This window comes from Rhizobium sp. NFR03 (assembly GCF_900111275.1).
GTDB lineage: Bacteria > Pseudomonadota > Alphaproteobacteria > Rhizobiales > Rhizobiaceae > Ferranicluibacter.
The window spans coordinates 307,533-329,833 of record NZ_FOGR01000003.1 but is presented as its reverse complement, the minus strand read 5'-3'; the positions used below and the strand labels follow the sequence as shown (position 1 = coordinate 329,833).

Here is a 22,301-nt window from a genome sequence, read left to right as displayed (position 1 = left end):
GGGGCGAGAAAAACATGAACGCTGATATTCTGGTCGCTAGTCTCCATCTGTCGCTTCCCGAAGTAACGCTGGCCATCGGTGCGCTCGCGCTGCTGATGATCGGCGTGTTCACGGGCGAACGATCCTCCGGCCTCGTTACGTGGCTGGCGATCGCGGTGCTGGTGGTTGCGGGCGTTCTGCTGAGCAACACGGGGGACGGGGTCGCCTATAACGGCGCCTTCGTCGCCGATCCCTTCGCCCGCTTCATGAAGATGCTGACGCTGTTTGCATCCATCGTCGCGCTCTTCCTGTCGGCAGGACAGGCGAAGATCTTCGGTCTGGACCGGTTCGAGTATCCGGTGCTCGTGGTTCTCGCGACCTTGGGCATGCTGCTGATGATCTCGGCCAACGACATGATGTCGCTCTATATGGCCCTGGAACTTCAGTCGCTCGCAGCCTACGTCGTCGCCGCGATGAACCGTGACGATTTGCGTTCGACGGAAGCCGGCCTGAAATACTTCGTTCTCGGTGCGCTTTCCTCCGGCATGCTGCTCTACGGCATGTCGCTGGTCTATGGCTTCACCGGCCATACGGGCTTCGTGGAAATCGCCGCGGCTTTGTCGGCCGACGGTCGCTCGCTCGGTCTGGTCTTCGGCCTCGTCTTCGTGCTCGCTGGTGTCGCCTTCAAGATTTCGGCAGTCCCGTTCCACATGTGGACCCCGGACGTCTACGAGGGTGCACCGACGCCGGTTACCGCGTTCTTCGCCGGCGCTCCCAAGATCGCTGCCATCGCCATGCTGGTCCGTGTCGTCGTGACGGCATTCGAACCCATCCAGCTCGATTGGCAGCAGATCATCGTCTTTATCTCCATCGCCTCTATGGTGCTCGGCTCGTTCGCCGCGATCGGACAGAAGAATCTGAAGCGTCTGATGGCCTATTCGTCCATCGGCCATATGGGCTATGCTCTGGTCGGCCTCTCCGCAGGTTCGATGGCTGGTGTGCGGGGCGTCGTGCTCTACATGCTGATCTATATGGTCATGACGCTCGGCACCTTTGCGTGCATCCTCGCAATGCGTCGCAAGGAAGGTCATCACGTCGAGCAGGTGGACGACCTCGCAGGCCTGTCGCAGACCAACCCCTTCATGGCCGTCGTGCTGACGATCCTGATGTTCTCGCTTGCTGGCATCCCGCCGCTGGCCGGTTTCTTCGCCAAATACTTCGTGTTCATGGCGGCGATCGAAGCAAAGCTGTACGCGCTGGCCGTCATCGGCGTTCTCGCGTCGGTCGTCGGTGCCTACTACTACCTGCGCGTCATCAAGCTGATGTGGTTCGATGAGCCGGCTGGCGAGTTCGCCCGTCCATCGGGTTCGTTGAAACTGGTCTACGGTCTCTCCGGTCTCTTCATCGTCGGATACGTCATTGTCGGCGGGCCGATCGGTGCTGCGGCCGAGGCTGCTGCCCGGACGTTCTTTTGAGCGGCCCGAGCCGGCTCACCCGCATGTCCGTTGACGATTTCCGCCACGTCGCGCTGGACGAGGTGGGCTCCACCAACACCGAATGCCTCGCGCGAGCGCGCGCAGGCGATCCGGGAAATCTCTGGATAACAGCCGGCCGGCAGACCGATGGTCGCGGCCGGCGCGGTCGTTCCTGGAGTTCCGAGGGCGGAAACCTCTATTCATCGCTTCTTCTGATCGACCCCGCGCCGCTGGAGATGATCCAGTCGTTGCCTCTCGCTGTAGCCGTTGCGGTTCGCGATGCGATGCAGGCTGTCCTGCCGGCAGGCGCCAGGCAGGCCGAGATCAAGTGGCCGAACGATATCCTGATCGGCGGCCAGAAGACCTGCGGGATCCTGCTCGAAGGAGAGCGGCTTGCCGATGGACGATATGCCCTCGTCATCGGCTGCGGAATCAACGTGGTGAGCGCGCCGGACCACGGGCTTTACCCTCTGACCAATTTGCGGGCCGAAGGCTCTTCGGCGTCGCCGGAGGAACTGTTCGCACATCTTTTCATGACCATGGCCGAAACACTCGGCATCTGGAATGGCGGCCTCGGAATCGGCGACATCATCGCGCGCTGGCGGCAACATGCTGTCGGCATCGGTCGTCCCATTACGGTCAACCTTCCCGATCGGTCCCTTCATGGACGTTTTGACGATATCGACGGCTCAGGCCGATTAATTCTCACGGATGAAAACGGCATGCGCCGGCACATAGCCGCCGGTGATGTCTTTTTCGGATGATACAAGGCATAATTCTCTGATGACTGAGAAAAACGAACTGGTTTTCCTGCCGCTTGGCGGCGTCGGCGAAATCGGCATGAACCTGGCGCTTTATGGTTACGGCCCCGCCGCCAACCGCGAGTGGATCATGGTCGATTGCGGCGTAACTTTTCCCGGGCCGGATCTGCCGGGTGTCGACCTCGTGCTTCCCGATATCCGCTTCCTTGCGGATCAGCGGAAGAACCTCAAGGGCATCGTCATCACGCATGCGCATGAAGATCACTACGGGGCGCTGTCCGACCTCTGGCCGGGCCTGAATGTGCCGGTCTATGCCTCGCCCTTCACGGCCGGCATGCTGGAGGCGAAGCGCCAGTACGAGCGCAGCCGCAACGAAGTGCCGATCACCATCTTCAAGCAGGGCGACCGCGTGCAGATCGGTCCGTTCGAGGTCGAGGCCGTCGGCGTCAACCACTCGATCCCGGAGCCGATGTCGCTCGTTATTCGGACACCGCTCGGTAATCTCGTGCATACGGGCGACTGGAAGATCGACCACGCTCCGTCGCTTGGACCGTTGACGGATGGCGACCGCTTTACCGCCGTTGGTGACGAGGGCGTGCTGGCGCTGATGTGCGATTCCACCAATGCTCTGCGGGATGGCGTTTCGCCGTCCGAGGAGGAAGTGTCCGCCAGCCTCGAAAAGGTCATTCGCGCTGCGGAAGGCCGCGTTGCGATCACCACCTTCTCGTCGAACGTCGGGCGTATCCGTTCGATTGCAAAGGCTGCCGCAGGTGCCGGGCGCGAAGTTCTGCTCATGGGCTCGTCCATGAAGCGGGTCGTGCAGGTTGCCCGCGATGTCGGGCTTATGGAAGGCATCCCTCCCTTCATCAGCGAAGACGAGTTCGGCTTCATCCCGCGTGATCGCGTCGTGGTCATCCTGACCGGCAGTCAAGGCGAGCCGCGTGCTGCGTTGGCCAAGATCGCGCGTGACGAAATGCGCAACGTGGCCTTTTCGGCCGGCGATACGGTCGTCTTCTCGTCGCGGGCCATTCCCGGTAACGAGAAGGCCATCAACGAGATCAAGAACGGTCTGATCGAGCAGGGCATCCTGATCGTCACGGACAGCGATGCGCTCGTGCATGTTTCAGGCCACCCCCGCCGCAACGAACTGAAGCAGATGTATCAGTGGATTCGTCCGAAGCTGCTGGTCCCGGTGCACGGGGAGGCGGCGCATCTCGTCGGACAGATGGAGCTTGGTCTTCAGTCGGGCATCCCGAACGTGCCGCGTGTTCGCAACGGCGATATCCTGCGGCTTGCGCCCGGTATGGCACAGGTGATCGGTGAGGCGCCGCATGGCCGCATCTTCAAGGATGGCGGCCTGATCGGCGACTTCCAGGAAATGGGCATCGGCGACCGCCGCAAGCTATCCTTCGCCGGTCACGTCTCTGTCAACGTCGTGCTCGATGCGCGCTACGACTTCGCATCCGATCCGATCGTCGTTCCAATCGGTCTGCCCGAGTTCGACGACGAGGGCGAGGACATGAACGACACGCTCTATGATGCGGTTCTCGGTGCGGTCGAGAGCATTCCGCGTGCGCGCCGGAAGGACCTCGCCATGGTGCAGGAGGCCGTGCGCCGGGCCATTCGTGGGACGGCAAACGATGTCTGGGGCAAGAAGCCCGTCGTCACCGTCTTCATCAACCGTATGTCCTGACGCCACGCTTCCTTGCGTAAACGCACAAAGGCCTCCGTCGCAGCAGCGCCGGAGGCCTTTTCATCTGCATCCGGCTTTCAGCCGGCCGCGCCACAGCGTATAAGGCGGACAGCTCCTCAACCGGGATGTCGTCATGCCGCTCTTTTCCGTCTTTGCCATCTACTTCATCATCTGGTGGATGACGCTCTTCATCGTTCTGCCGATCGGCTTGCGGACGCAGGCGGAGGAAAGCAACGTGGTGCCGGGAAGTGTAGAAAGCGCACCGGCTCGTTTTCGTGCATTGCGGATTTTCGGCCTGACCACGATCCTCGCAGCCGTGATCCACGTCATCTGGTATGTCCTCTCTGTTCGCTACGGATACGGGATTGATGCCATCCCGCAATTTGCTCCAAAATTTTACTGAAGCAGGCCGCCATTTTCGATCAAAGCTCGAGTCCCTGTTTCACGAGAGATGTGTGAGAGGGAGATTTGGGGGCGGGAGATCCGAAGCAGAAGTCTGCTTATGCGATCAGCACTATACATTAAGCTGGAAGGCAATTGCTCAGTAGACTGGCAAATGCTTAGTCGTGTGCATAAGCGGGCAGCTTGCATCGGCAAGCGCGTGATGCCTGACCATTTCCTCCGCGGAGTTGATCGCGAAAAGCCAAAAAAAAACAAGGCTGGAAGCCTTGTTTTTTAAGCAATCGCGTGACCCGTAACCGTTGCCGGTGGCTGCGTATGACCGCGCCTAAGATCTGATCCTCCCAAGACTTTTTCCGCGACGTCGACAAGAATTTAATCTTCCTGCCTGTTTTGTGGGCTGAAACTAACCCAAATCGACGCAAGTGTCATCAGCTTTTTTTGCATTTATGCTACAGTCGAGCAAAAAATATTCATTGACACGAAGAGGTCATTTGCCGTTACTCACGCTCCCTTTTCCTGCTTCGATCTGTCGCAGAAGCAAGGCTGGTGGTGATGGCGCAGGCTCATGATACACCGCGACCCGCATGGGTTTTCATCCCGTCTCGAAGCGTTTAAGACCTCCAGCGTGGGTGTTGCTGGATTCGAGAGATCGGATCGCCTCGCCCGCCGTTCGTCCATACGGCTCCGCGCAAGGCAGAAGCCGTAAGCAAACCTCATTTCGCCCGAATCCGTGCTTAGACGGAAGGCGCCACTCCGGAACCTGTTCATGCGTCTGTCCCGCTATTTCATGCCGATCCTGAAGGAAAACCCCAAGGAAGCGGAGATCGTTTCGCATCGCCTGATGTTGCGCGCGGGCATGATCCGCCAGCAGAGCCAGGGCATCTATTCCTGGTTGCCGCTCGGCAAGCGCGTGCTCGACAAGGTCAATGGTATCATTCGCCAGGAGCAAAACCGCGCCGGCGCCATCGAACTGTCCATGCCGACGCTGCAGTCGGCGGAGCTGTGGCAGGAAAGCGGGCGCTACGACGACTACGGCAAGGAAATGCTGCGCATCAAGGACCGCCAGGAGCGCCCCATGCTCTATGGCCCGACCAACGAGGAGATGATCACCGACATCTTCCGCTCCTCGGTCAAGTCTTACAAGAACCTGCCGCTGAACCTCTATCATATCCAGCTGAAGTTCCGTGACGAGATCCGTCCGCGCTTCGGCACCATGCGCTCGCGCGAGTTCCTCATGAAGGACGCCTACTCCTTCGACCTGACGAAGGAAGGTGCCGAGCATTCCTATCGCAAGATGTTCACCGCCTATCTGCGCACCTTTTCGCGGCTCGGCCTGCGTGCCATTCCCATGCGTGCCGATACCGGTCCGATCGGTGGCGATCTCAGCCATGAGTTCATCATTCTTGCCGATACAGGCGAGTCCGAAGTGTTCAGTCACCGTGATTTCGTAAACTTCGATATTCCCCCTGAAACGACGGATTTCGATGACGTCGCCGCTCTGCAGGCCGTCTTCGACCAGTGGACGTCTGTTTACGCCGCGACATCGGAAATGCATGACGAGGCGGCGTTTGACGCGATCCCCGAAGGCGAGCGCCTGTCGGCTCGCGGCATCGAGGTCGGTCACATCTTCTATTTCGGTACGAAATACTCCGAGCCGATGGGCGCCAAGGTCCAGGGCCCCGACGGCAAGGAACATCTGGTTCACATGGGTTCCTACGGTATCGGGCCGACGCGCCTCGTGCCTGCGATCATCGAAGCGTCGCATGACGAGAACGGCATTATCTGGCCGGCTTCCGTTGCGCCATTCGATGCTGTCATCATCAATATGAAGGCTGGCGACGCCGCCTGCGATGCTGCCTGCGAGACGATCTACGCCGCGCTTTCAAAGGCGGGTATCGATACGCTCTACGACGATACCGACGACCGCGCAGGCACCAAGTTCGCAACGGCTGATCTCATCGGCGTGCCCACGCAGATCATCGCCGGGCCCCGCGCAGTTGCGGCTGGCGAGGTCGAGCTGAAGGACCGCAAGACCGGTGCGCGCGAGACCATGACCATCGAAGCTGCGATCAACAAGCTGACCGCTGCGAAATAAGGACAAGGCATGAGCGCCCCTTCCACGGACCCGAAACCGGCAAAGGCATCGGCGACGCCGCCCAAGGCCGGACTGAAGACAGCCTCGAAGGGCGCACCGCCGAAGGAAACGCCGTCCGGTGAAAAGCCGTCGAAGGCTGCTTCCAGCCGTCCGTTTTCGACCTTCGAGCGGCTGGTCGCATGGCGCTATCTGCGCTCGCGCCGCAAGGAAGCGTTCATCTCCGTCATTGCCGGTTTCTCCTTCATCGGCATCATGCTCGGTGTCGCCACGCTCATCATCGTCATGGCGGTGATGAACGGGTTCCGGACGGAACTCATCTCCCGTATTCTGGGCATCAACGGCCACATGATCGTGCAGCCGCTGGATGGCCCGCTCGACAACTACGCCGATCTGGCGACGCGCTTCTCCGGCATCAAGGGCGTCACCATGGCGATCCCGATGATCGAGGGGCAGACGCTGGCTTCCGGTCCCGGCGGGGCGGGCACCGGCGCGCTCGTGCGCGGCGTGCGCGCCGATGATCTCGTGAAGATGAAGTCGATCTCCGATCACCTGAAATCAGGCGATCTGACCGGTTATGCGACGGGCGGCGGCGTCGCCATCGGCTCGCGCATGGCCGACCAGCTCGGCCTCCAGGCCGGCAGCACGATCACGCTGGTGGCGCCGGAAGGCGATGTGACGCCCATGGGCGTCAATCCGCGCGTGAAGTCCTATACCGTGTCCGCGATCTTCGAGATCGGCATGTCGGAATATGACGCGTCGATCATCTTCATGCCGCTGGAGGAGGCGCAGCTCTACTTCAATGCCGAGGGCATCGCGCAGTCGATCGAGCTCTTCGTGGAGAAGCCGGATCTCGTCGACAGCCTGCGCCAGCCTGTGGAAGACGCCGCCCAGAGGCAGGTGCTGATCAGCGACTGGCGAGACCGCAACAAGACCTTCTTCTCGGCGCTTCAGGTCGAGCGCAACGTCATGTTCATGATCCTGACCCTGATCGTTCTGGTTGCGGCGCTGAATATCGTGTCGGGCCTGATCATGCTGGTGAAGGACAAGGGCAGCGACATCGCCATTCTACGCACCATGGGCGCGTCCTCCGGCGCGGTCATGCGCATCTTCTTCATGACGGGTGCGGCCATCGGCATCGTCGGCACGCTGGCGGGTGTGGGGCTGGGTGTTGTCGTGTGCCTGAATATCGAATCGATCCGCCAGTTCTTCTCATGGATCTCGGGCACGACGATCTTCAACCCGGAGCTCTATTTCCTCAGCCAGCTGCCCGCCGATATGAATCTCGGCGAGACCGTCGCGGTCGTCGGCATGGCCATCGGACTGTCGTTCCTGGCAACCATCTTCCCCGCATGGCGGGCCTCCCGACTGGATCCCGTCCAGGCGCTGCGTTACGAGTGACAGGAACGATATGATGGCCCCTCGCGTGGCACTAGAGCTTTCCGGCGTCGAGCGCCACTACAGTCAGGGCGAACAGGCGCTCTCGATCCTGAAGGGCGCCGACTTCCGTCTTCTCGGCGGGCAGACGGTCGCACTCGTCGCGCCATCGGGCACCGGCAAATCGACTCTTCTGCATCTGGCCGGCCTGTTGGAGCGCCCGGATGCCGGTGAGGTCTCGATCAACGGTCGGGCATGCGGCTCGCTCAGTGATCCCGAGCGAACAGCCATCCGCCGGAACGAGATCGGCTTCGTCTACCAGTTCCACCATCTGCTGCCGGAATTCACAGCCGTGGAAAACATCATGATGCCGCAGCTCATCGCCGGCCTCTCGAAGAAGGAGGCGCGCGAACGCGCCTCGGCGTTGCTCGATTATATGCGCATCGGTCACCGCGCCGATCATCGTCCGTCGGAGCTGTCGGGTGGTGAGCAGCAGCGCGTGGCGATCGCCCGGGCGGTCGCCAATGCGCCTTTCGTGCTCCTGGCCGACGAGCCGACCGGCAACCTCGATCCCGAGACGGCCGGTTATGTCTTCGAGGCGCTGAAGGCCCTCGTCAAGCAATCCGGCCTGGCCGCGATGATCGCGACGCACAATTACGATCTGGCTTCCAAGATGGACCGTCGCATCACGCTTCAGGACGGCAAGGTCGTCGAACTCGCCTGATGCTTGGCGTCATCGCCTCCTTCTGATCCTCGTCCTGAAAGAAGGGCACGCATGGCACCGGCGCGACGCCGGTGCGTGCGTACCGAGACCCGCACGCCGCATTCCCAGGCAAACATCCCGGGCGGCTCTCGCACAGCGGACGCTGGCCCAAACTCTCCAAAATCCCATCGAAAATTGTTAACCATCCATAAGATTCAGAACTTGAAACGCGAACAGAAATAGAACATAAGATGAACATAACCAAAAGGAGCACGCCATGTCCGACTTCCTTCGTGATCTCGCCGCACTGACCTCCATCGCCATGTTCGTTGCCAGCTTCTCTATCCTTCTCCTCGGCCTCTAGGACAACGCCGGTCTGGAATCCCGGAAGTTCCGGGGGAGAACACCACGCCGTTGTCGCTTCGCATGGCCGAAGAGCGTATGCTTTCATCTCATGCAAGAGTCGGAGTGACCTATGGCGGATGCAGGTGGAAGCTTTGCGGGCGGGACGGGCAGTGGTGACAAGCCTGCGCCGCAGTTCGTCCACTTAAGAACCCATTCGGCTTTCTCGCTTCTCGAAGGCGCTTTGCCGATCAAGAAGATCATTGGCAAGGCCGTTGCCGACGCGCAGCCGGCCATCGGGATCGCCGACACGAACAATCTGTTCGCGGCGCTTGAATTTTCACTGAAATGTATGGATGACGGCATCCAGCCGCTGATCGGCTGCCAGTTATCGATCGATATGGAGGATGAGGTCGAGGGCGAGAAGCGCGGGCATGCGCAGCACCTTGCCAAGCTTCCGGCCATCGTTCTTATTGCGGCGACGGATGCCGGCTACGTCAATCTCGTGGACCTCGTCAGCCGTGCCTACCTCGGCGGGGAGGGCAACCAAAGTGTCCGGATTTGCCTGTCCTGGCTGAAGGAGATCGGCACAGACGGGCTCATTGCTTTGACGGGCGCATCCGGCGGGCCGATCGATATCGCCATCCGTTCCGGCCATGCAGCGCTTGCCGAGGCGAGGGCGCGTTGCCTAATGGAGCTTTTCGATGATCGACTTTATATCGAGTTGCAGCGCCACGGGCGCTACGACAAGCGGCATGAGAACCGGATGATCGATCTTGCCTACCGGCTGGAACTGCCGCTGGTGGCGACCAACGAACCCTTCTTCCCCACGCCTGGCGACTATGATGCTCATGACGCGCTGATGGCGGTTGCACATAACGCGATGGTGTCTGACGATACCCGCTTCCGCCTGACGCCCGACCACTACCTCAAGAGCCGGCAGGAGATGGCGAAGCTGTTCGCCGATCTGCCGGAAGCGCTCGACAACACGATCGAGGTCGCGCGGCGATGCACCTTCGTGCTGAAGACCCGCGCACCGATCCTGCCGCGCTTCACCGGTGTGTCCGACGATCCGGCGGAGGCCGAACGGGCGGAATCGCTCGAACTGCGCCGTCAGGCCATAGAAGGTCTGGAAGAGCGGATGCAGAAGCTCGGCCTGTCGCCCGGCTATAGCGAGACGGACTATCGCGAGCGGCTGGATTTCGAACTCGGCGTCATCGAACGGATGAAGTTTCCGGGCTACTTCCTCATCGTTGCCGACTTCATCAAGTGGGCGAAGCTGCAGGATATTCCGGTCGGTCCGGGCCGCGGCTCGGGCGCGGGATCGCTCGTCGCCTATGCGCTGACGATCACCGACGTCGATCCCTTGCGCTTCTCGCTGCTCTTCGAACGGTTCCTCAATCCGGAACGCGTGTCGATGCCCGACTTCGATATCGATTTTTGCCAGGACCGGCGCGAAGAGGTCATCCGGTACGTTCAGGCCAAGTATGGCCGCGAGCAGGTGGCGCAGATCATCACGTTCGGATCGCTACAGGCACGCGCCGCTCTTCGCGACGTCGGTCGTGTGCTGGAAATGCCCTACGGGCAGGTCGACAAGATCTGTAAGATGGTGCCGAACAACCCGGCCAACCCCGTCACGCTCGCCAAGGCGATCGAGGACGAGCCGCGCTTTCAGGAAGAGGTCGACAAGGAACCGGTCATCGGCCGCCTGCTCGATATCGCCCAGAAGATCGAAGGCCTTTACCGCCACGCATCCACCCACGCTGCAGGCATCGTCATCGGCGACCGTCCGCTGTCGAAGCTGGTACCCATGTATCGCGATCCGCGTTCCGATATGCCGGTGACGCAATTCAACATGAAGTGGGTCGAGCAGGCCGGCCTCGTGAAGTTCGACTTCCTCGGACTGAAGACACTGACGGTGCTGAAGACGGCGGTCGATTTCATCGCGAAGCGCGACATCCATGTCGCTCTTGAAGCGCTGCCGCTGGACGACGCCAAGACCTACGAGATGCTGTCGAAGGGCGATACGGTCGGCGTGTTCCAGGTGGAAAGTGCCGGCATGCGCAAGGCGCTGATCGGCATGCGGCCGGACTGCATCGAGGATATCATCGCGCTTGTCGCTCTCTACCGCCCCGGCCCCATGGAAAACATCCCCGTCTACAATGCTCGAAAGCATGGCGAGGAAGAGATCGAATCGATCCATCCCACCATCGACTATCTGCTGAAGGAGACGCAGGGCGTCATCGTCTATCAGGAACAGGTGATGCAGATCGCCCAGGTCCTGTCCGGCTATTCGCTCGGCGAGGCCGATCTTCTGCGGCGTGCCATGGGCAAGAAGATCAAGGCCGAGATGGACATGCAGCGGGCGCGCTTCGTGGATGGCGCCGTGAAGAACGGCGTGTCGAAGCCTCAGGCCGATTTGATCTTCGATCTGCTCGCGAAATTTGCCAATTACGGCTTCAACAAGAGCCACGCGGCGGCCTACGCCATCGTTTCCTATCAGACGGCTTATCTCAAGGCGCACTATCCGGTCGAGTTCCTCGCAGCGTCCATGACGCTCGACATGGGGAACACGGAAAAGCTGGTCGATTTCCGGCAGGATGCCGGTCGGCTCGGCATCACCGTGGTTCCCCCCTCCGTGCAGACGTCGTTCCGTCGCTTCGAGACAGGTGACAATCGCATCTTCTACTCGCTCTCGGCGATCAAGGGCGTGGGTGAGGCGGCCGTCGATCATATCGTGGCTGTGCGAGGCGAGACCCCGTTCAAGAGCCTTGAGGATTTCTGCCTGCGTATCGACCCGAAGCTCTTGAACCGCCGCGTGTTCGAAAGCCTCATCTTCGCCGGCGCCTTTGACGGCTTCGGCTACGACCGGGCGCAACTCAGCGGCGGTCTCGACCGGATCCTCGGTTTCGCGCAACGCGCGCTCACCGACAAAGTCAGCGGCCAGAGCGACATGTTCGGCGCTGGAGCCGCGACAGGTCCGGAGAAGATCAGCCTCCCGGATTTTACGCCATGGCTCGCGTCGGAAAAGCTGCAACGCGAGTTCCAGGTGCTCGGTTTCTACCTCTCGGCCCATCCGCTGGATACCTATAACGACCTGCTCGCAAAGATCCGGTGCCAGACCTTTGCCGACTTCGCTCTGTCGGTGAAGAAGGGCAATACGGCGGGACGTCTGGCAGGCACCGTCACCTCCAAGCAGGAGCGCAAGACCCGCACCGGCAACAAGATGGGCATCGTCACCTTCTCGGATTCGTCCGGACAGTTCGAGGCCGTGCTGTTTTCGGAAATGCTGCAGCAATATCGCGACCTGCTGGAGCCGGGGAAATCACTCGTGCTGACCGTGCAGGCGGAGGAACGTCCGGAAGGGATCGGCCTGCGAATCCAGACGCTGCAATCGCTGGAGGAGCGCTCGTTCCAGATGCAGAAGGCGCTCCGTGTCTATGTCCGCGACAGTGGACCGCTCCGCTCCGTTGCTACCCATCTGAACACGAGGGGTGACGGGCAGGTGTCGTTCATCATCGTGAAGGACAACGGTCAGCGCGAGATCGAGGTGGAACTGGGCGACAAATATCGGATCTCCGCCGAGATCGCCGCTGCTCTGAAAACAGCCCCCGGGGTGATCGACGTCGAGCTGATCTCTTGAGCCTGGCTGTATGCCCGTGTGAGATCAGCCCTTCGACGGATGCGTGATCGTCACGAAGTCCGTGCCGCGGCCGGTTTCCGGGCCGAGGCCCATATCGGAGATGGTAAGGGATGAGCCGGGAGCAAGGACGTCCTCGACCTGTTCGCGGAGCTCTGCCGTCATCTGGATACGGTCGAGCACGCGGGTGGCCGCGTTATAGGCGAGCGCATCGTCATCAACGGTTATCCCCAGCCGCGATTTCATGGCCTTGGGGATGACGTTGTCGAGGGACAGCGAGAACCAGTTGCCCTTGCCCGTCGTCGCATCGATATCCTGAAACTGGTAGAAATGCGCGCCGAGAGCGATCTCCGGCTCCGTGATCGTCACCGGCGCTTCGAAGAGTGGCGTGAAATCGCGGCGAACCAGAAGCTGCCCGTTGGCGGGCGGCGGCAGGTTGGCCTTCTTGAAGAGCGCGTCCACCAGCTCCGGCGTCACGCGACCTTTCGGCTCACGGCCTTCCGCAAGTTCGAATGCGCGGATGGCGGTGGTGGACCGCGTGCCCAGTGCGCCATCCGGCACGCCGGCGTCATATCCGAGGCTGTTCAACGCCGCCTGGACATCAAGATTGCGTTCGCGCTCGCCCCGGCGGGTAATGAGGATGCGAATCGGTGCGCGATTGTCCTCGGCGTGGGCAGCGGGTGCCGCGACGGCTGGCTCGCTCATCGCCACTTCGACATTACCGCTCGGTATCTGCGACATGGCAGGACGCAGCGTAGCATCCGACAAGAGTTGCGGCTCGGGCTCGGACGGCTGGAAGAGAAAGCTGTGGGAGACCGGCTGTGGCGCGATCTGGCGATCGGAGATCACGACATGCAGCCCGCGTCCGGTCATCTTGTAAAGCGACTTCGCAAAGGCATTCGGCAAGCGCACGCAGCCATGTGAGGCCGGATAGGAGGGGACGCTGTTGGACGCGTGAAGCGCGATGCCCGACCATGTCAGCCGCTGCATGAAGGGCATGGGCGCGTTCGAATAGATATTGGATTCGTGATAGCGGCGTTTTTCAAGTATGGAGAAGATGCCGGTCGGCGTCTCATGTCCGCGCTTGCCGGAGGAGACCTTCGAGGTCGCAACAACCGTGTCGCCATCGTAGACGACCAACGACTGCTTGTCCTTAGAAACGACAACCTGCAGCGGTGCCTGTCCGTCGGCAGCATATGTCGCCGTGCTGGCGAGAGCGAGCAACAGGAGCCCGAGACCGAGAGTAGAACGCAAAACCATCGACACCATCCGGATCATTCGAACCGGCTGAAGGCTACGGTAAGACATTTAAGGAAGCTTTGCCGTCTGGCGCAAAAAGACACACGAAAAGCGCTATCCCCATCACCAAATGGTGAGATCACCGGACAATCAAAGTCCGTCTGTTCCGCTGTTCTCGAACGTGAACAGGCGTCAGCGCAGGAAATGCTGTCGGATGATCCGCGCGGCGTCGTTCCAGTTCGCGGCGCTCTCGATGCCCTGGCTTGGCACGGGCGCCATCGCCAGAAACTCCACATTGGCCATCAGGCGGATCAGCAGACAATCGGGCGCATGCTCGCGCACGGATTCCAGATTGCGCAGAATGTCGTCGATGAAGGCCACGGGAACATCGCGCGCATCGTGAAGCCGCTTCACGACGGGCCCCTTGGGCGCTTCGGTCGCCAGCAAAGGATAGGCCGAGAGCCCGTGGCGGTCGAGCAGCCTGCGGCGCACGTCCGTGTGGCGGGGTGGCATGGCGGTCAGGAAGACGATGTCTGCCTCGCCGGAGAGGTCCGCAAGCGTTTCGGTCACCTGCTCAGCGGGTGTCTGCCAATCGTCCTGCGACAGGAAGAAGTCCTCCAGCAGCGTGGGCACCATGGCGTCCGGCACGGGTTCGCCACTCTCCATGTGCACGATGTTGCCATGTAAGCGAAACGACCGGGGCAACAGGTCTCGCCCACCGGATTTCAGAAAGTTCTGAAAGGGCGTCACGAATTCGAGGACCACCTCATCGATATCGCAGACGATCAACGGGCGGTCGGTCAACGCGATGTGATCGAAGCAGAGTGGCGTGTTTGGATCGATCGTCTCGATGGTCATGCGCTGCCCGTATCGCCGCGGAAGCCCGAGAGCGCAGCATGCGCGCGCGCCACCGTTTCCGGCTTCGTTCCCGTGGCTTCGCAGAATTGCAGCAGCGTCGGTTCGTGATCCATGAGGAAATCGAGGAGCCCCGCCATGAAACCGGGGTCGCCCACGGCGCCGCGCAGGCTGGTCGGGTCGGTGCCCGTCAGTGCCAGAAAGCGGCTTAGAAGCTCGGGCTCGCCTGCAAGCCAGCCGAGCACGGCAATGGCGGTCTCATCGGCTGTCGACACTGTTTTCACCCTATTCCGAAACACGTTGGCTTTTCTGACCCATGATTACCTCTTTTTCAACCAAATAGGCCTAACTCTTCACCAGTCATGCGCGAATGCTCGTCTTGCAGCTGGCGAAATGACCCCCGGCCACGGCCGTAGACGCGGGAAGGTTCTGATATGCCGAAACAGGTAATGATCGTAGAGGACAATGAGCTGAACATGAAGCTCTTCCGCGACCTGATCGAGGCATCGGGCTACACGACCATCCAGACCCGGAATGGACTGGAGGCGCTCGACCTCGCGCGCAAGCACCGGCCTGACCTCATCCTCATGGACATCCAGTTGCCGGAGGTTTCCGGCCTCGAGGTCACCAAGTGGCTGAAGGAAGACGACGAGCTCCACGTCATTCCCGTCATCGCCGTCACGGCCTTCGCCATGAAGGGCGATGAGGAACGGATCAGGCAAGGAGGCTGCGAGGCCTACGTCTCGAAGCCGATTTCGGTGCCGAAATTCATCGAAACCATCAAGACCTATCTGGGCGATGGTTGACCGAGAGCTGAGACTGCCGCAACGACGCCGCCATGATGGTGCGCTTGAGTGATCATGTAACCCCTCGCATCGGCCCGTTCGGGCCGAACGGGACGAGGGGCGATAGGATAGGACCGACCGCATGACCGCACGCATTCTCGTCGTCGACGACATCCCGGCAAACGTCAAGTTGCTGGAGGCGAGGCTTGTCGCGGAGTATTTCGACGTCCTCACGGCCGCCGATGGCTATCAGGCGCTTGCCATATGCGACAGCCGCCCGGTCGACATCATTCTTCTCGACATCATGATGCCTGGCATCGACGGTTTCGAAGTTTGCGAACGGCTGAAGGCGAACCCGAAGACGGCGCATATTCCCGTCGTCATGGTGACTGCGCTCGACCAGCCATCCGACCGGGTGCGAGGCCTGAAGGCCGGCGCGGACGATTTTCTGACCAAGCCTGTCAACGATCTGCAGCTGATGTCGCGGGTAAAGAGCCTCGTTCGCCTGAAGAATGTGAGCGATGAATTGCGCCTTCGCGCCGAGACGGCAAAGAGCGTCGGCTTCGAGGATCTTTCAAACGCAGAGCGCCCCGACGAGCCGGGCAATATCCTCCTCGTGGATGCCCGTGCCAGCTCTCAGGATCGCATTGCCCGAGCCCTGAAGCCGGTTGCCGGCCTCACGATCATGAGCGACCCGCAGGCGGCTCTCTTCGAAGCGGCGGAACAGTCATTCGACCTCGTCATCGTCAATGCGAATTTCGACGACTACGACCCGCTGCGGCTCTGCTCGCAGCTTCGCTCGCTGGAGCGCACACGCTACATCCCGATTCTTCTTGTGGCCGAGCAGGGCGCTGAAGATCTCGTGGTGCGCGCCCTCGACCTCGGCGTTACCGATTACATCATGCGGCCGATCGACCCGAACGAACTGATCGCGCGGTCGCTGACACAGATCCGTCGCAAGCAGTGTAACGACCGCCTCAGGCTCAGCGTCCATCAGACCATCGAACTGGCCATCACGGATGGACTGACGGGGCTTCACAACCGTCGCTATCTCGACAACCATCTCAAGCTTATGATCGAGCGCGCCACGAAGCGCGGCCGCAGCCTGTCGATCTGCGTCACGGATATCGACCGCTTCAAGGTCGTCAACGACACGCATGGGCATGACGCGGGAGACGAGGTTCTGCGCGAATTTGCCCGGCGCCTGCGCAGCACCGTTCGCGGTGCCGATCTCGCCTGCCGATTCGGCGGTGAGGAGTTCGTGCTGATCATGCCGGACACGGATGCGCCTACGGCAAGCGCCATTGCCGAGCGCCTCCGCGCAAGCGTCGAGACGACGCCGTTCCTGGTGCAGGATCATAGCAAGGAACTGACGATCACGGCATCCATGGGGATCGCGGTGCTCGACCCGGCTGGTGAAACGCCGGACAGTTTCCTCAAGCGTGCGGATACCGCGCTGTATCAGGCAAAGCGCAACGGGCGGAACCAAGTTGTCGGAGCAGCGGCCTGAGCGAAAGTTTGCGAATCGGTCGCGAGACAGACGACCGTCGCGTTACTGACATCCGGATATGTAATGCTACGCCAGCGCGTCATCACGCAGTTGTGCGGCGCGTTGGCAATTCCGGCGACCTGTGGTGGAAAAACGCCGCAATTTCTCCCGAATCGGCCTGCACGTCATGGATCTTGTTAACCATGACTGTATCAAAGCGAACCAAGCTTTAAGATTTCATTGATTTTCTTCTGTATCTCGCCGATGTTCTTATGCAGGGGAAGTGTCAAGCTCCCAAGCCGATCAGTTACCCCATGATGTCAGGTCCGCCGCATCTCCTGGGTCGTGGGGTCGTCGGCCGGTACGTATCAGTGGTTCCTCGTGCCGCTCTGCGTGCCGGCCGGCATCCTTTCAACGCCGCTTCTGTTCCAGGAGCGGCGTTTTTCGTTTGTCCCGACCTCCGCTGCTGCACAGCGGGAGGCCGCAACCACGGCAGAATCCCGCAGACGCAAAAAAGGCGCCTGACGAAGTCGTCGGCGCCTTTTTACACGATGAAAGCAAGATCTTACTTGATCTTGGTTTCCTTGAACTCGACGTGCTTGCGCACGACCGGATCGTACTTCGTCATGCTGAACTTGTCTGTCTTCGTGCGGCTGTTCTTCGAGGTCACGTAGAAGAAACCTGTGTCGGCCGTCGACAGCAGCTTGATCTTGATTTTTGCAGCTTTCGCCATGGTCGTCCTGCCTTCTTAAATAACAAAGCCGGACTTCGAAGAAGGTCCCGGCGAGCTTGGCGCGAAACTACAAATCGCGCCCGAAAAGTCAACCCTGTTTCGGGTTATAAACCAGGCGAACCAGGGAAAGCACGATGTAAAGCCCGAAGAATCCGGCGATCGACCACGCGAAGCCGTGATTGCCGAACACATCCATCGAAGCACCGATGACCTGCGGCCCTGCGACGGTGCCGAGCGCGTAGCAGAAGACGAAGGCCGCATTGGCGGCGGCGAGCTCCGGCCCGTGAAGGCGCGAGCCGAGATGGCTGAGGCCGATCGTATAGAGGCCGGAGATGATGCCGCCCCAGAGAAGCAGGATCGTCGCCAGCGCGTACCAGTTGGTCGACAAGGCGGGTAGGCTGAGCGCACCTGCAAAGCCGATGACGGTGAGCGCTACGAGAAGCTTGCGGCGGTCCTTCATGCGGTCCGAAAGGAGACCGAGCGGGATCTGGAAGATGAGATTGCCGACGCCCATGATGGTGAGCAGGAGCGCTGCCTGCGATTCGGAGAACCCGACGCGCGTGCCGTAAACCGGGAAGAGCGACAGACCGCCATATTCGACCGCGCCGAACACGAAGACGGCGGCCGTCGCCATGGGGACCATGTAGACGTAGCGCAGGAAGTGCATCTCCGGCATCTCGTCGATATCGGGGCTTTCCTTGCGGGCTATGATGATCGGGATCGCACCGAGCAGAATGATTCCGGCGCCGACTGCGAAGGGCAGGATGCCTTCGCTGCCAAGCAGGGAGAAGAGCAGGGGCCCGGCGGCAAAGCCGAGCGACAGGACCGTGCCGTAGATACCGAATACCAGCCCACGGCGGTGAGAGGGTGCCGTGGCGTTGATCCAGAACTCGGAGAGCACGAAGAGAATCGTGATGCCGCTTTGAAAGACGATCCGCAGCGGGAACCAGAGCCAGAAATTCTCGACGAAGTAAAAGCCCAGTGCCGGAGCGGCGGCCAGCAGAACGGCAAACACCATGACCTGCGCCACGCCGAATTTGTGGGCGAGCCTTGTGGTGAACGAGGCTGCGACCATGGAGGCGAGGCCGGCCACGGTGGAGTTGAGGCCGATCAGCGTCGAGGAGACGCCGCGGCGCTCCATGATGAAGCTGAGAAGAGGCACGCCGAGGCCGATGGCGATGCCGACCGTGGTGACGGCAGCAAGCGCCGCGATCAGCGACAGCCAATGGATATCCTCAACCGGCCGAGACGAGCCAGGGGTCGTCTGAGACATTCGGTGTCCTCACAGAAGATCGCGGATGGGGCGTCCATTCCGGACGTGGAAATACGGCACGGTGCCGTCAAAGCCGAGCAGAGGGTCGGCGTCAAGCCTCGTGTGCAAGGCTTCGAGAATACGCGCGGTGATATCGGGGATGGAGACCTCGGAAGGATCCTTCACGGGGACCCAGCGCAGGTCCTCAAGCTCCCGGCTGTCCTGCAATCCGGAAAGGTCGAGGTCGACCTCGTCTGTGAATAGCGCGAAAAAATGGGTGTCGAATCGCCTGACATGCCCGGGCGGCGTCAGTGCGCGGGCAACGTAGCGCAGGCGGTCGAGTTGGGGACGGAACGGAAGGCCGGCTGGAAAACGAGGCTTGCAGGGCGGTCCCACAATCAGGCTCGTCTCCTCATGCAATTCCCGCATGGCGGCAAGCGCCAGCGCACGTACGGCGGAAACCGACAGGCGCCCGCGATAGATGCCGACGAGGCGGTCGAGCAGAGCGGCCGGGAGGTCGCTTGCAAAGGCGATCCGGTGATCGCCGGGGTCTCGCCGCCCGCCGGGGAAGACGTGGACGTCCGGCATGAAGACATGCTTCTTGCTGCGTCGGCCGACGAGAACGCGCACGCTACCGCCGCTGCGGTCGAGAAGAAGAATGGAGGCGGCAAGGCGCGGGCGCAGAGCCTTCTCCGGTGCGATGACGGCCTTAGATGCGCCGATGCTCGCAGCATTGTCGATGCGCATCAGGCGCGGTCCTGCGACGGCAATTCGTCTTCCGGTCGGTCCTCGTGCCCGCCGAAGCCATGCATGCGCAAGGCCCATTGCAGCCCGACGACGCCGCCCTTGACCGGCTGCATGAGGGCTATCGAGCCGGCAATCGTGATCGGCACCCAGATGGCGAGGTGCTGCCAGTTCGACAGCGTTACCAGCATTTCCGTCATCATGAAGCCTCCGAGCACCAGATGGCCGACGATCGTGACGACGATATACGGCGGAAAATCGTCAGCACGATGATGATGAAGCTCTTCTCCACAGACCGAGCAGGTATCCTTGACCTTGAGGAACCGACCGAACATACGGCCCTGGCCGCAATTGGGACAGCGGTTGAACAGTCCGCGCCGGATGGAGCGCCCGACCGGACGCTCACCGACCGGTGCGTCGCCAAGATGCAGCGTCTCCATAGCAGGGCCTGCATCGCTCTGTCTCGTACCGTCACTGTCCGCCATCGGGGTCAGCGCCGCCCGCGCGGCGGGCGGGTGCCGGGCGCTTTGCGGGCCCCGGCTTTGTCCCGGCGTCCGGCCTTGTGGAAGGAGCGCGTGGCTGTCGGCATCTTGCGGCCCTCGTCCAGCATTTCAAAGCGCAAGGCGCCAGCCAGCGGCACGGCATCCACCAGCTTCACGCGCACCTCGTCCCCAAGGCGATAGCCGAGGCCGGTCTTGTCGCCGACCAGCGCCATATGCGCCTCATCAAAGATGAAGTAGTCGCGCCCGAGCGTCGAGATCGGCACGAAACCGTCAGCGCCATATTGCGGCAGCGAAATGAACAGGCCTGACTTTGTGACGCCCGACACGCGGCCATCGAACTCCTCGTTCACGCGGCCGCTCAGATGGTGCGCGATGAGCCGGTCGATCGTATCGCGCTCGGCTGCCATCGCGCGTCGCTCGAAGGTGGAGATTTCCGCGGCGATGTCCTCCAGCGCGCCTTCCTCAGCAGGCGTAATGCCGCCTTCGCCGAGCCCGAGCGAGCCAACCAGCGCGCGATGCACGATCAGGTCGGCGTAGCGCCGGATGGGCGAGGTGAAGTGTGCATACTTCATCAGGTTCAGGCCGAAATGGCCGATGTTTTCGGGGCTGTAGACGGCCTGGCTCTGCGAGCGGAGCACCATCTGGTTGACGATGGTCTCGTAGGGCTGGTCCTCGGCCTTCGCAAGAATGCCATTGAAGTGGTTGGCGCGCATGTTGCCGCCCTTGACCAGCGTGAGGTCGAGCGTGGCCAGAAATTCGCGCAGCGTCTCCTGCTTGGCGAGCGAGGGTGCATCGTGGACGCGGTAGACGAGCGGCTGACGCTTGATCTCCAGTGTCTCGGCCGCAGCCACGTTCGCCTGGATCATCATCTCCTCGATCAGCTTGTGCGCATCGAGCCTGTCCGGCACGAAAACGCGATCGACGGTGCCGTCCGGCTTCAGGAGGATCTTACGCTCGGGCATGTTGAGCTCAAGCGGCTGGCGACGGTTCCGTCCAACGGTGAGGGTGCGATAGGCATGCCATAGCGGCTTGAGGATCGGCTCGAGCAACGGTCCCGTCTTGTCATCGGGCGCGCCGTCGATGGCGGCTTGCGCTTGTTGGTAGGAGAGCTTGGCAGCACTCTTCATCATGATTCGATGGAAGGTGTGCCCGATCTTCCGGCCTTCGCTGGTGAAGCGCATGCGAACGGCCAGTGCCGGTCGGTCCACGGTCTCCTTCAGCGAGCACAATTCGTTCGAGATGCGCTCGGGCAGCATGGGGACAACCCGGTCCGGGAAGTAGACGGAATTGCCGCGCTTCAGCGCCTCGTTATCCAGTGCAGATTTCGGGCGCACATACCAGGAGACGTCGGCGATCGCGACGGTGACGATGACGCCGCCCTCGTTCTCCGGCGATGTGTCGGGTTCCGCGTGCACGGCGTCGTCATGGTCCTTGGCGTCTGCCGGGTCGATGGTGATCAGGGGCAAGGCGCGCCAGTCTTCCCGATGCGACATGGTGGCCGGACCGGCGGCTTCCGCTTCGCGAATGACGCTATCGGGGAAGATGTAGGGAATGCCATGCGCGTGGATCGCGATCATGGAGATCGCCTTTTCCGATGCGACGGAGCCGATGACCGACTTCACCTCTGCCTTGGCGAGGCCGAATCGGCCGGAGCGAACGATTTCGACCTCGACCAGATCGCCATCCTTCGCCTCGCCGACGCCGCTCGCCTCGACGTCCATCTCCTCGCCGCGCTTGTCGATCGGCATGATGCGACCGGTGCCGGCCGGCATCTCGCGGAAGACGCCGAGCGCGGCATTGGCGCTGCGGCGGCGGTCGAGCACCTTCACGATGCGCCCGGTATAGGCCGGACCTGTCGGCTCCTTTGAGGGGAAGATCTTGGCGAGCACCCGGTCGCCGATGCCGCCGACAGGCATCTTGCCCTTGGCCTTGGCGACGCTCGACTGGCGGATCAGGACGGCCGGTGCGACACCCGCATCCTCGGGCCACTCGGCCGGGCGAGCCACAAGCTCGCCATCCTTGTCGCGCGTGGTGATATCCAGAACGGTCACCGGGGGCAGGGCGCCCGGACGCACAAGCGACTTGCGTTTCTTTTCCACGAGACCGTCATCTTCGAGATCCCGCAGAGCCGCCTTCAGCTCGATACGCGCTTCGCCCTTCAGACCGAAAGCCCGGGAGATTTCACGTTTGGAAGCCTTGTCAGGGTTCTCAGCAATGAAACGCATGAGCACGTCGCG

The 22,301-nt window shown here is 61.5% G+C and carries 18 protein-coding genes; 10 read left to right on the top strand and 8 right to left on the bottom strand.

Annotated elements, in window-relative coordinates; translation table 11 throughout:
- Positions 1–14 precede the first annotated feature (14 nt).
- From nuoN to dnaE, 8 genes are all read left to right on the top strand, one after another.
- Positions 15–1,454 carry an NADH-quinone oxidoreductase subunit NuoN gene (gene nuoN, locus BSG19_RS11315; RefSeq protein WP_092987880.1) on the top strand — a complete coding sequence of 480 codons (1,440 nt, stop codon included), beginning with the start codon at positions 15–17 and terminating at the stop codon, positions 1,452–1,454.
- 23 nt (positions 1,455–1,477) lie between these two features.
- On the top strand, positions 1,478–2,218 hold the full coding sequence (locus tag BSG19_RS11310; RefSeq protein WP_092987878.1) for a biotin--[acetyl-CoA-carboxylase] ligase: 741 nt from the start codon (positions 1,478–1,480) through the stop codon (positions 2,216–2,218).
- Positions 2,219–2,237: 19 nt separating this feature from the next.
- A complete protein-coding gene (locus BSG19_RS11305) occupies positions 2,238–3,908 on the top strand; it encodes a ribonuclease J (RefSeq protein ID WP_092987876.1) in 1,671 nt (556 codons plus the stop codon).
- Positions 3,909–4,041: 133 nt separating this feature from the next.
- A complete protein-coding gene (locus tag BSG19_RS11300; protein WP_092987874.1) occupies positions 4,042–4,311 on the top strand; it encodes a DUF1467 family protein in 270 nt (89 codons plus the stop codon).
- Positions 4,312–5,076: 765 nt separating this feature from the next.
- Complete coding sequence (gene proS, locus BSG19_RS11295) at positions 5,077–6,405, top strand: proline--tRNA ligase (protein ID WP_092987872.1); 1,329 nt, start codon at positions 5,077–5,079, stop codon at positions 6,403–6,405.
- Between the two features lie 9 nt (positions 6,406–6,414).
- A complete protein-coding gene (locus BSG19_RS11290; protein WP_244529206.1) occupies positions 6,415–7,803 on the top strand; it encodes a lipoprotein-releasing ABC transporter permease subunit in 1,389 nt (462 codons plus the stop codon).
- A gap of 13 nt (positions 7,804–7,816) precedes the next feature.
- On the top strand, positions 7,817–8,503 hold the full coding sequence (locus BSG19_RS11285) for an ABC transporter ATP-binding protein (RefSeq protein ID WP_092987870.1): 687 nt from the start codon (positions 7,817–7,819) through the stop codon (positions 8,501–8,503).
- A 454-nt stretch (positions 8,504–8,957) separates the two neighbouring features.
- On the top strand, positions 8,958–12,467 hold the full coding sequence (gene dnaE, locus BSG19_RS11280; protein ID WP_092987868.1) for a DNA polymerase III subunit alpha: 3,510 nt from the start codon (positions 8,958–8,960) through the stop codon (positions 12,465–12,467).
- A 24-nt stretch (positions 12,468–12,491) separates the two neighbouring features.
- Here dnaE and BSG19_RS11275 read toward each other — a convergent pair whose 3' ends face one another.
- The 3 genes from BSG19_RS11275 to BSG19_RS11265 form a co-directional block, all read right to left on the bottom strand.
- Positions 12,492–13,718 (bottom strand): L,D-transpeptidase family protein, encoded by a 1,227-nt coding sequence (locus BSG19_RS11275; protein ID WP_244529237.1) that lies wholly within the window; start codon positions 13,716–13,718, stop codon positions 12,492–12,494.
- A 177-nt stretch (positions 13,719–13,895) separates the two neighbouring features.
- Positions 13,896–14,561 carry a hypothetical protein gene (locus tag BSG19_RS11270; protein ID WP_170865932.1) on the bottom strand — a complete coding sequence of 222 codons (666 nt, stop codon included), beginning with the start codon at positions 14,559–14,561 and terminating at the stop codon, positions 13,896–13,898.
- Positions 14,558–14,833: a DUF3572 domain-containing protein gene (locus BSG19_RS11265; protein WP_092987866.1), complete on the bottom strand. Its 276-nt coding sequence runs from the start codon at positions 14,831–14,833 to the stop codon at positions 14,558–14,560. Before BSG19_RS11265 ends, BSG19_RS11270 begins: the two co-directional genes overlap by 4 nt.
- A 159-nt stretch (positions 14,834–14,992) precedes the next feature.
- On the opposite strand from BSG19_RS11265, the gene BSG19_RS11260 reads away from it, so the two are divergent.
- Entirely contained in the window at positions 14,993–15,364 is a 372-nt protein-coding gene (locus tag BSG19_RS11260) for a response regulator (protein ID WP_062468369.1), read from the top strand.
- A 121-nt stretch (positions 15,365–15,485) separates the two neighbouring features.
- The gene (locus BSG19_RS11255; protein WP_092987864.1) at positions 15,486–16,853 is read left to right on the top strand and encodes a PleD family two-component system response regulator; all 1,368 of its coding nucleotides are present in this window, start codon (positions 15,486–15,488) and stop codon (positions 16,851–16,853) included.
- Positions 16,854–17,397: 544 nt separating this feature from the next.
- Here the strand turns inward: BSG19_RS11255 and rpmG are convergent.
- From rpmG to rnr, 5 genes are all read right to left on the bottom strand, one after another.
- Positions 17,398–17,565: a 50S ribosomal protein L33 gene (rpmG, locus tag BSG19_RS11250; RefSeq protein WP_062468365.1), complete on the bottom strand. Its 168-nt coding sequence runs from the start codon at positions 17,563–17,565 to the stop codon at positions 17,398–17,400.
- 88 nt (positions 17,566–17,653) lie between these two features.
- Positions 17,654–18,838 carry an MFS transporter gene (locus tag BSG19_RS11245; RefSeq protein ID WP_092987862.1) on the bottom strand — a complete coding sequence of 395 codons (1,185 nt, stop codon included), beginning with the start codon at positions 18,836–18,838 and terminating at the stop codon, positions 17,654–17,656.
- A gap of 9 nt (positions 18,839–18,847) precedes the next feature.
- Entirely contained in the window at positions 18,848–19,564 is a 717-nt protein-coding gene (locus BSG19_RS26035; protein ID WP_092987860.1) for an NUDIX hydrolase, read from the bottom strand.
- Positions 19,564–20,001, bottom strand: coding sequence for a DUF983 domain-containing protein (locus BSG19_RS11235; protein ID WP_092987858.1), 438 nt, complete (start codon positions 19,999–20,001; stop codon positions 19,564–19,566). The genes BSG19_RS26035 and BSG19_RS11235 overlap by 1 nt, the downstream gene beginning before the upstream one ends.
- Before the next feature lie 50 nt (positions 20,002–20,051).
- Entirely contained in the window at positions 20,052–22,289 is a 2,238-nt protein-coding gene (rnr, locus tag BSG19_RS11230; protein ID WP_244529236.1) for a ribonuclease R, read from the bottom strand.
- Positions 22,290–22,301 lie beyond the last annotated feature (12 nt).

Excerpts from the sequence above, each read along its gene's own strand:
- nuoN (WP_092987880.1), top strand. The coding sequence starts at position 15 with ATGAACGCTGATATTCTGGTCGCTAGTCTCCATCTGTCGCTTCCCGAA.
- BSG19_RS11310 (WP_092987878.1), top strand. The coding sequence starts at position 1,478 with ATGTCCGTTGACGATTTCCGCCACGTCGCGCTGGACGAGGTGGGCTCC.
- BSG19_RS11305 (WP_092987876.1), top strand. The coding sequence starts at position 2,238 with ATGACTGAGAAAAACGAACTGGTTTTCCTGCCGCTTGGCGGCGTCGGC.
- BSG19_RS11300 (WP_092987874.1), top strand. The coding sequence starts at position 4,042 with ATGCCGCTCTTTTCCGTCTTTGCCATCTACTTCATCATCTGGTGGATG.
- proS (WP_092987872.1), top strand. The coding sequence starts at position 5,077 with ATGCGTCTGTCCCGCTATTTCATGCCGATCCTGAAGGAAAACCCCAAG.
- BSG19_RS11290 (WP_244529206.1), top strand. The coding sequence starts at position 6,415 with ATGAGCGCCCCTTCCACGGACCCGAAACCGGCAAAGGCATCGGCGACG.
- BSG19_RS11285 (WP_092987870.1), top strand. The coding sequence starts at position 7,817 with ATGGCCCCTCGCGTGGCACTAGAGCTTTCCGGCGTCGAGCGCCACTAC.
- dnaE (WP_092987868.1), top strand. The coding sequence starts at position 8,958 with ATGGCGGATGCAGGTGGAAGCTTTGCGGGCGGGACGGGCAGTGGTGAC.
- BSG19_RS11270 (WP_170865932.1), bottom strand. The coding sequence starts at position 14,561 with ATGACCATCGAGACGATCGATCCAAACACGCCACTCTGCTTCGATCAC.
- BSG19_RS11260 (WP_062468369.1), top strand. The coding sequence starts at position 14,993 with ATGCCGAAACAGGTAATGATCGTAGAGGACAATGAGCTGAACATGAAG.
- BSG19_RS11255 (WP_092987864.1), top strand. The coding sequence starts at position 15,486 with ATGACCGCACGCATTCTCGTCGTCGACGACATCCCGGCAAACGTCAAG.
- rpmG (WP_062468365.1), bottom strand. The coding sequence starts at position 17,565 with ATGGCGAAAGCTGCAAAAATCAAGATCAAGCTGCTGTCGACGGCCGAC.
- BSG19_RS11245 (WP_092987862.1), bottom strand. The coding sequence starts at position 18,838 with ATGTCTCAGACGACCCCTGGCTCGTCTCGGCCGGTTGAGGATATCCAT.
- BSG19_RS26035 (WP_092987860.1), bottom strand. The coding sequence starts at position 19,564 with ATGCGCATCGACAATGCTGCGAGCATCGGCGCATCTAAGGCCGTCATC.
- BSG19_RS11235 (WP_092987858.1), bottom strand. The coding sequence starts at position 20,001 with ATGGAGACGCTGCATCTTGGCGACGCACCGGTCGGTGAGCGTCCGGTC.
- rnr (WP_244529236.1), bottom strand. The coding sequence starts at position 22,289 with ATGCGTTTCATTGCTGAGAACCCTGACAAGGCTTCCAAACGTGAAATC.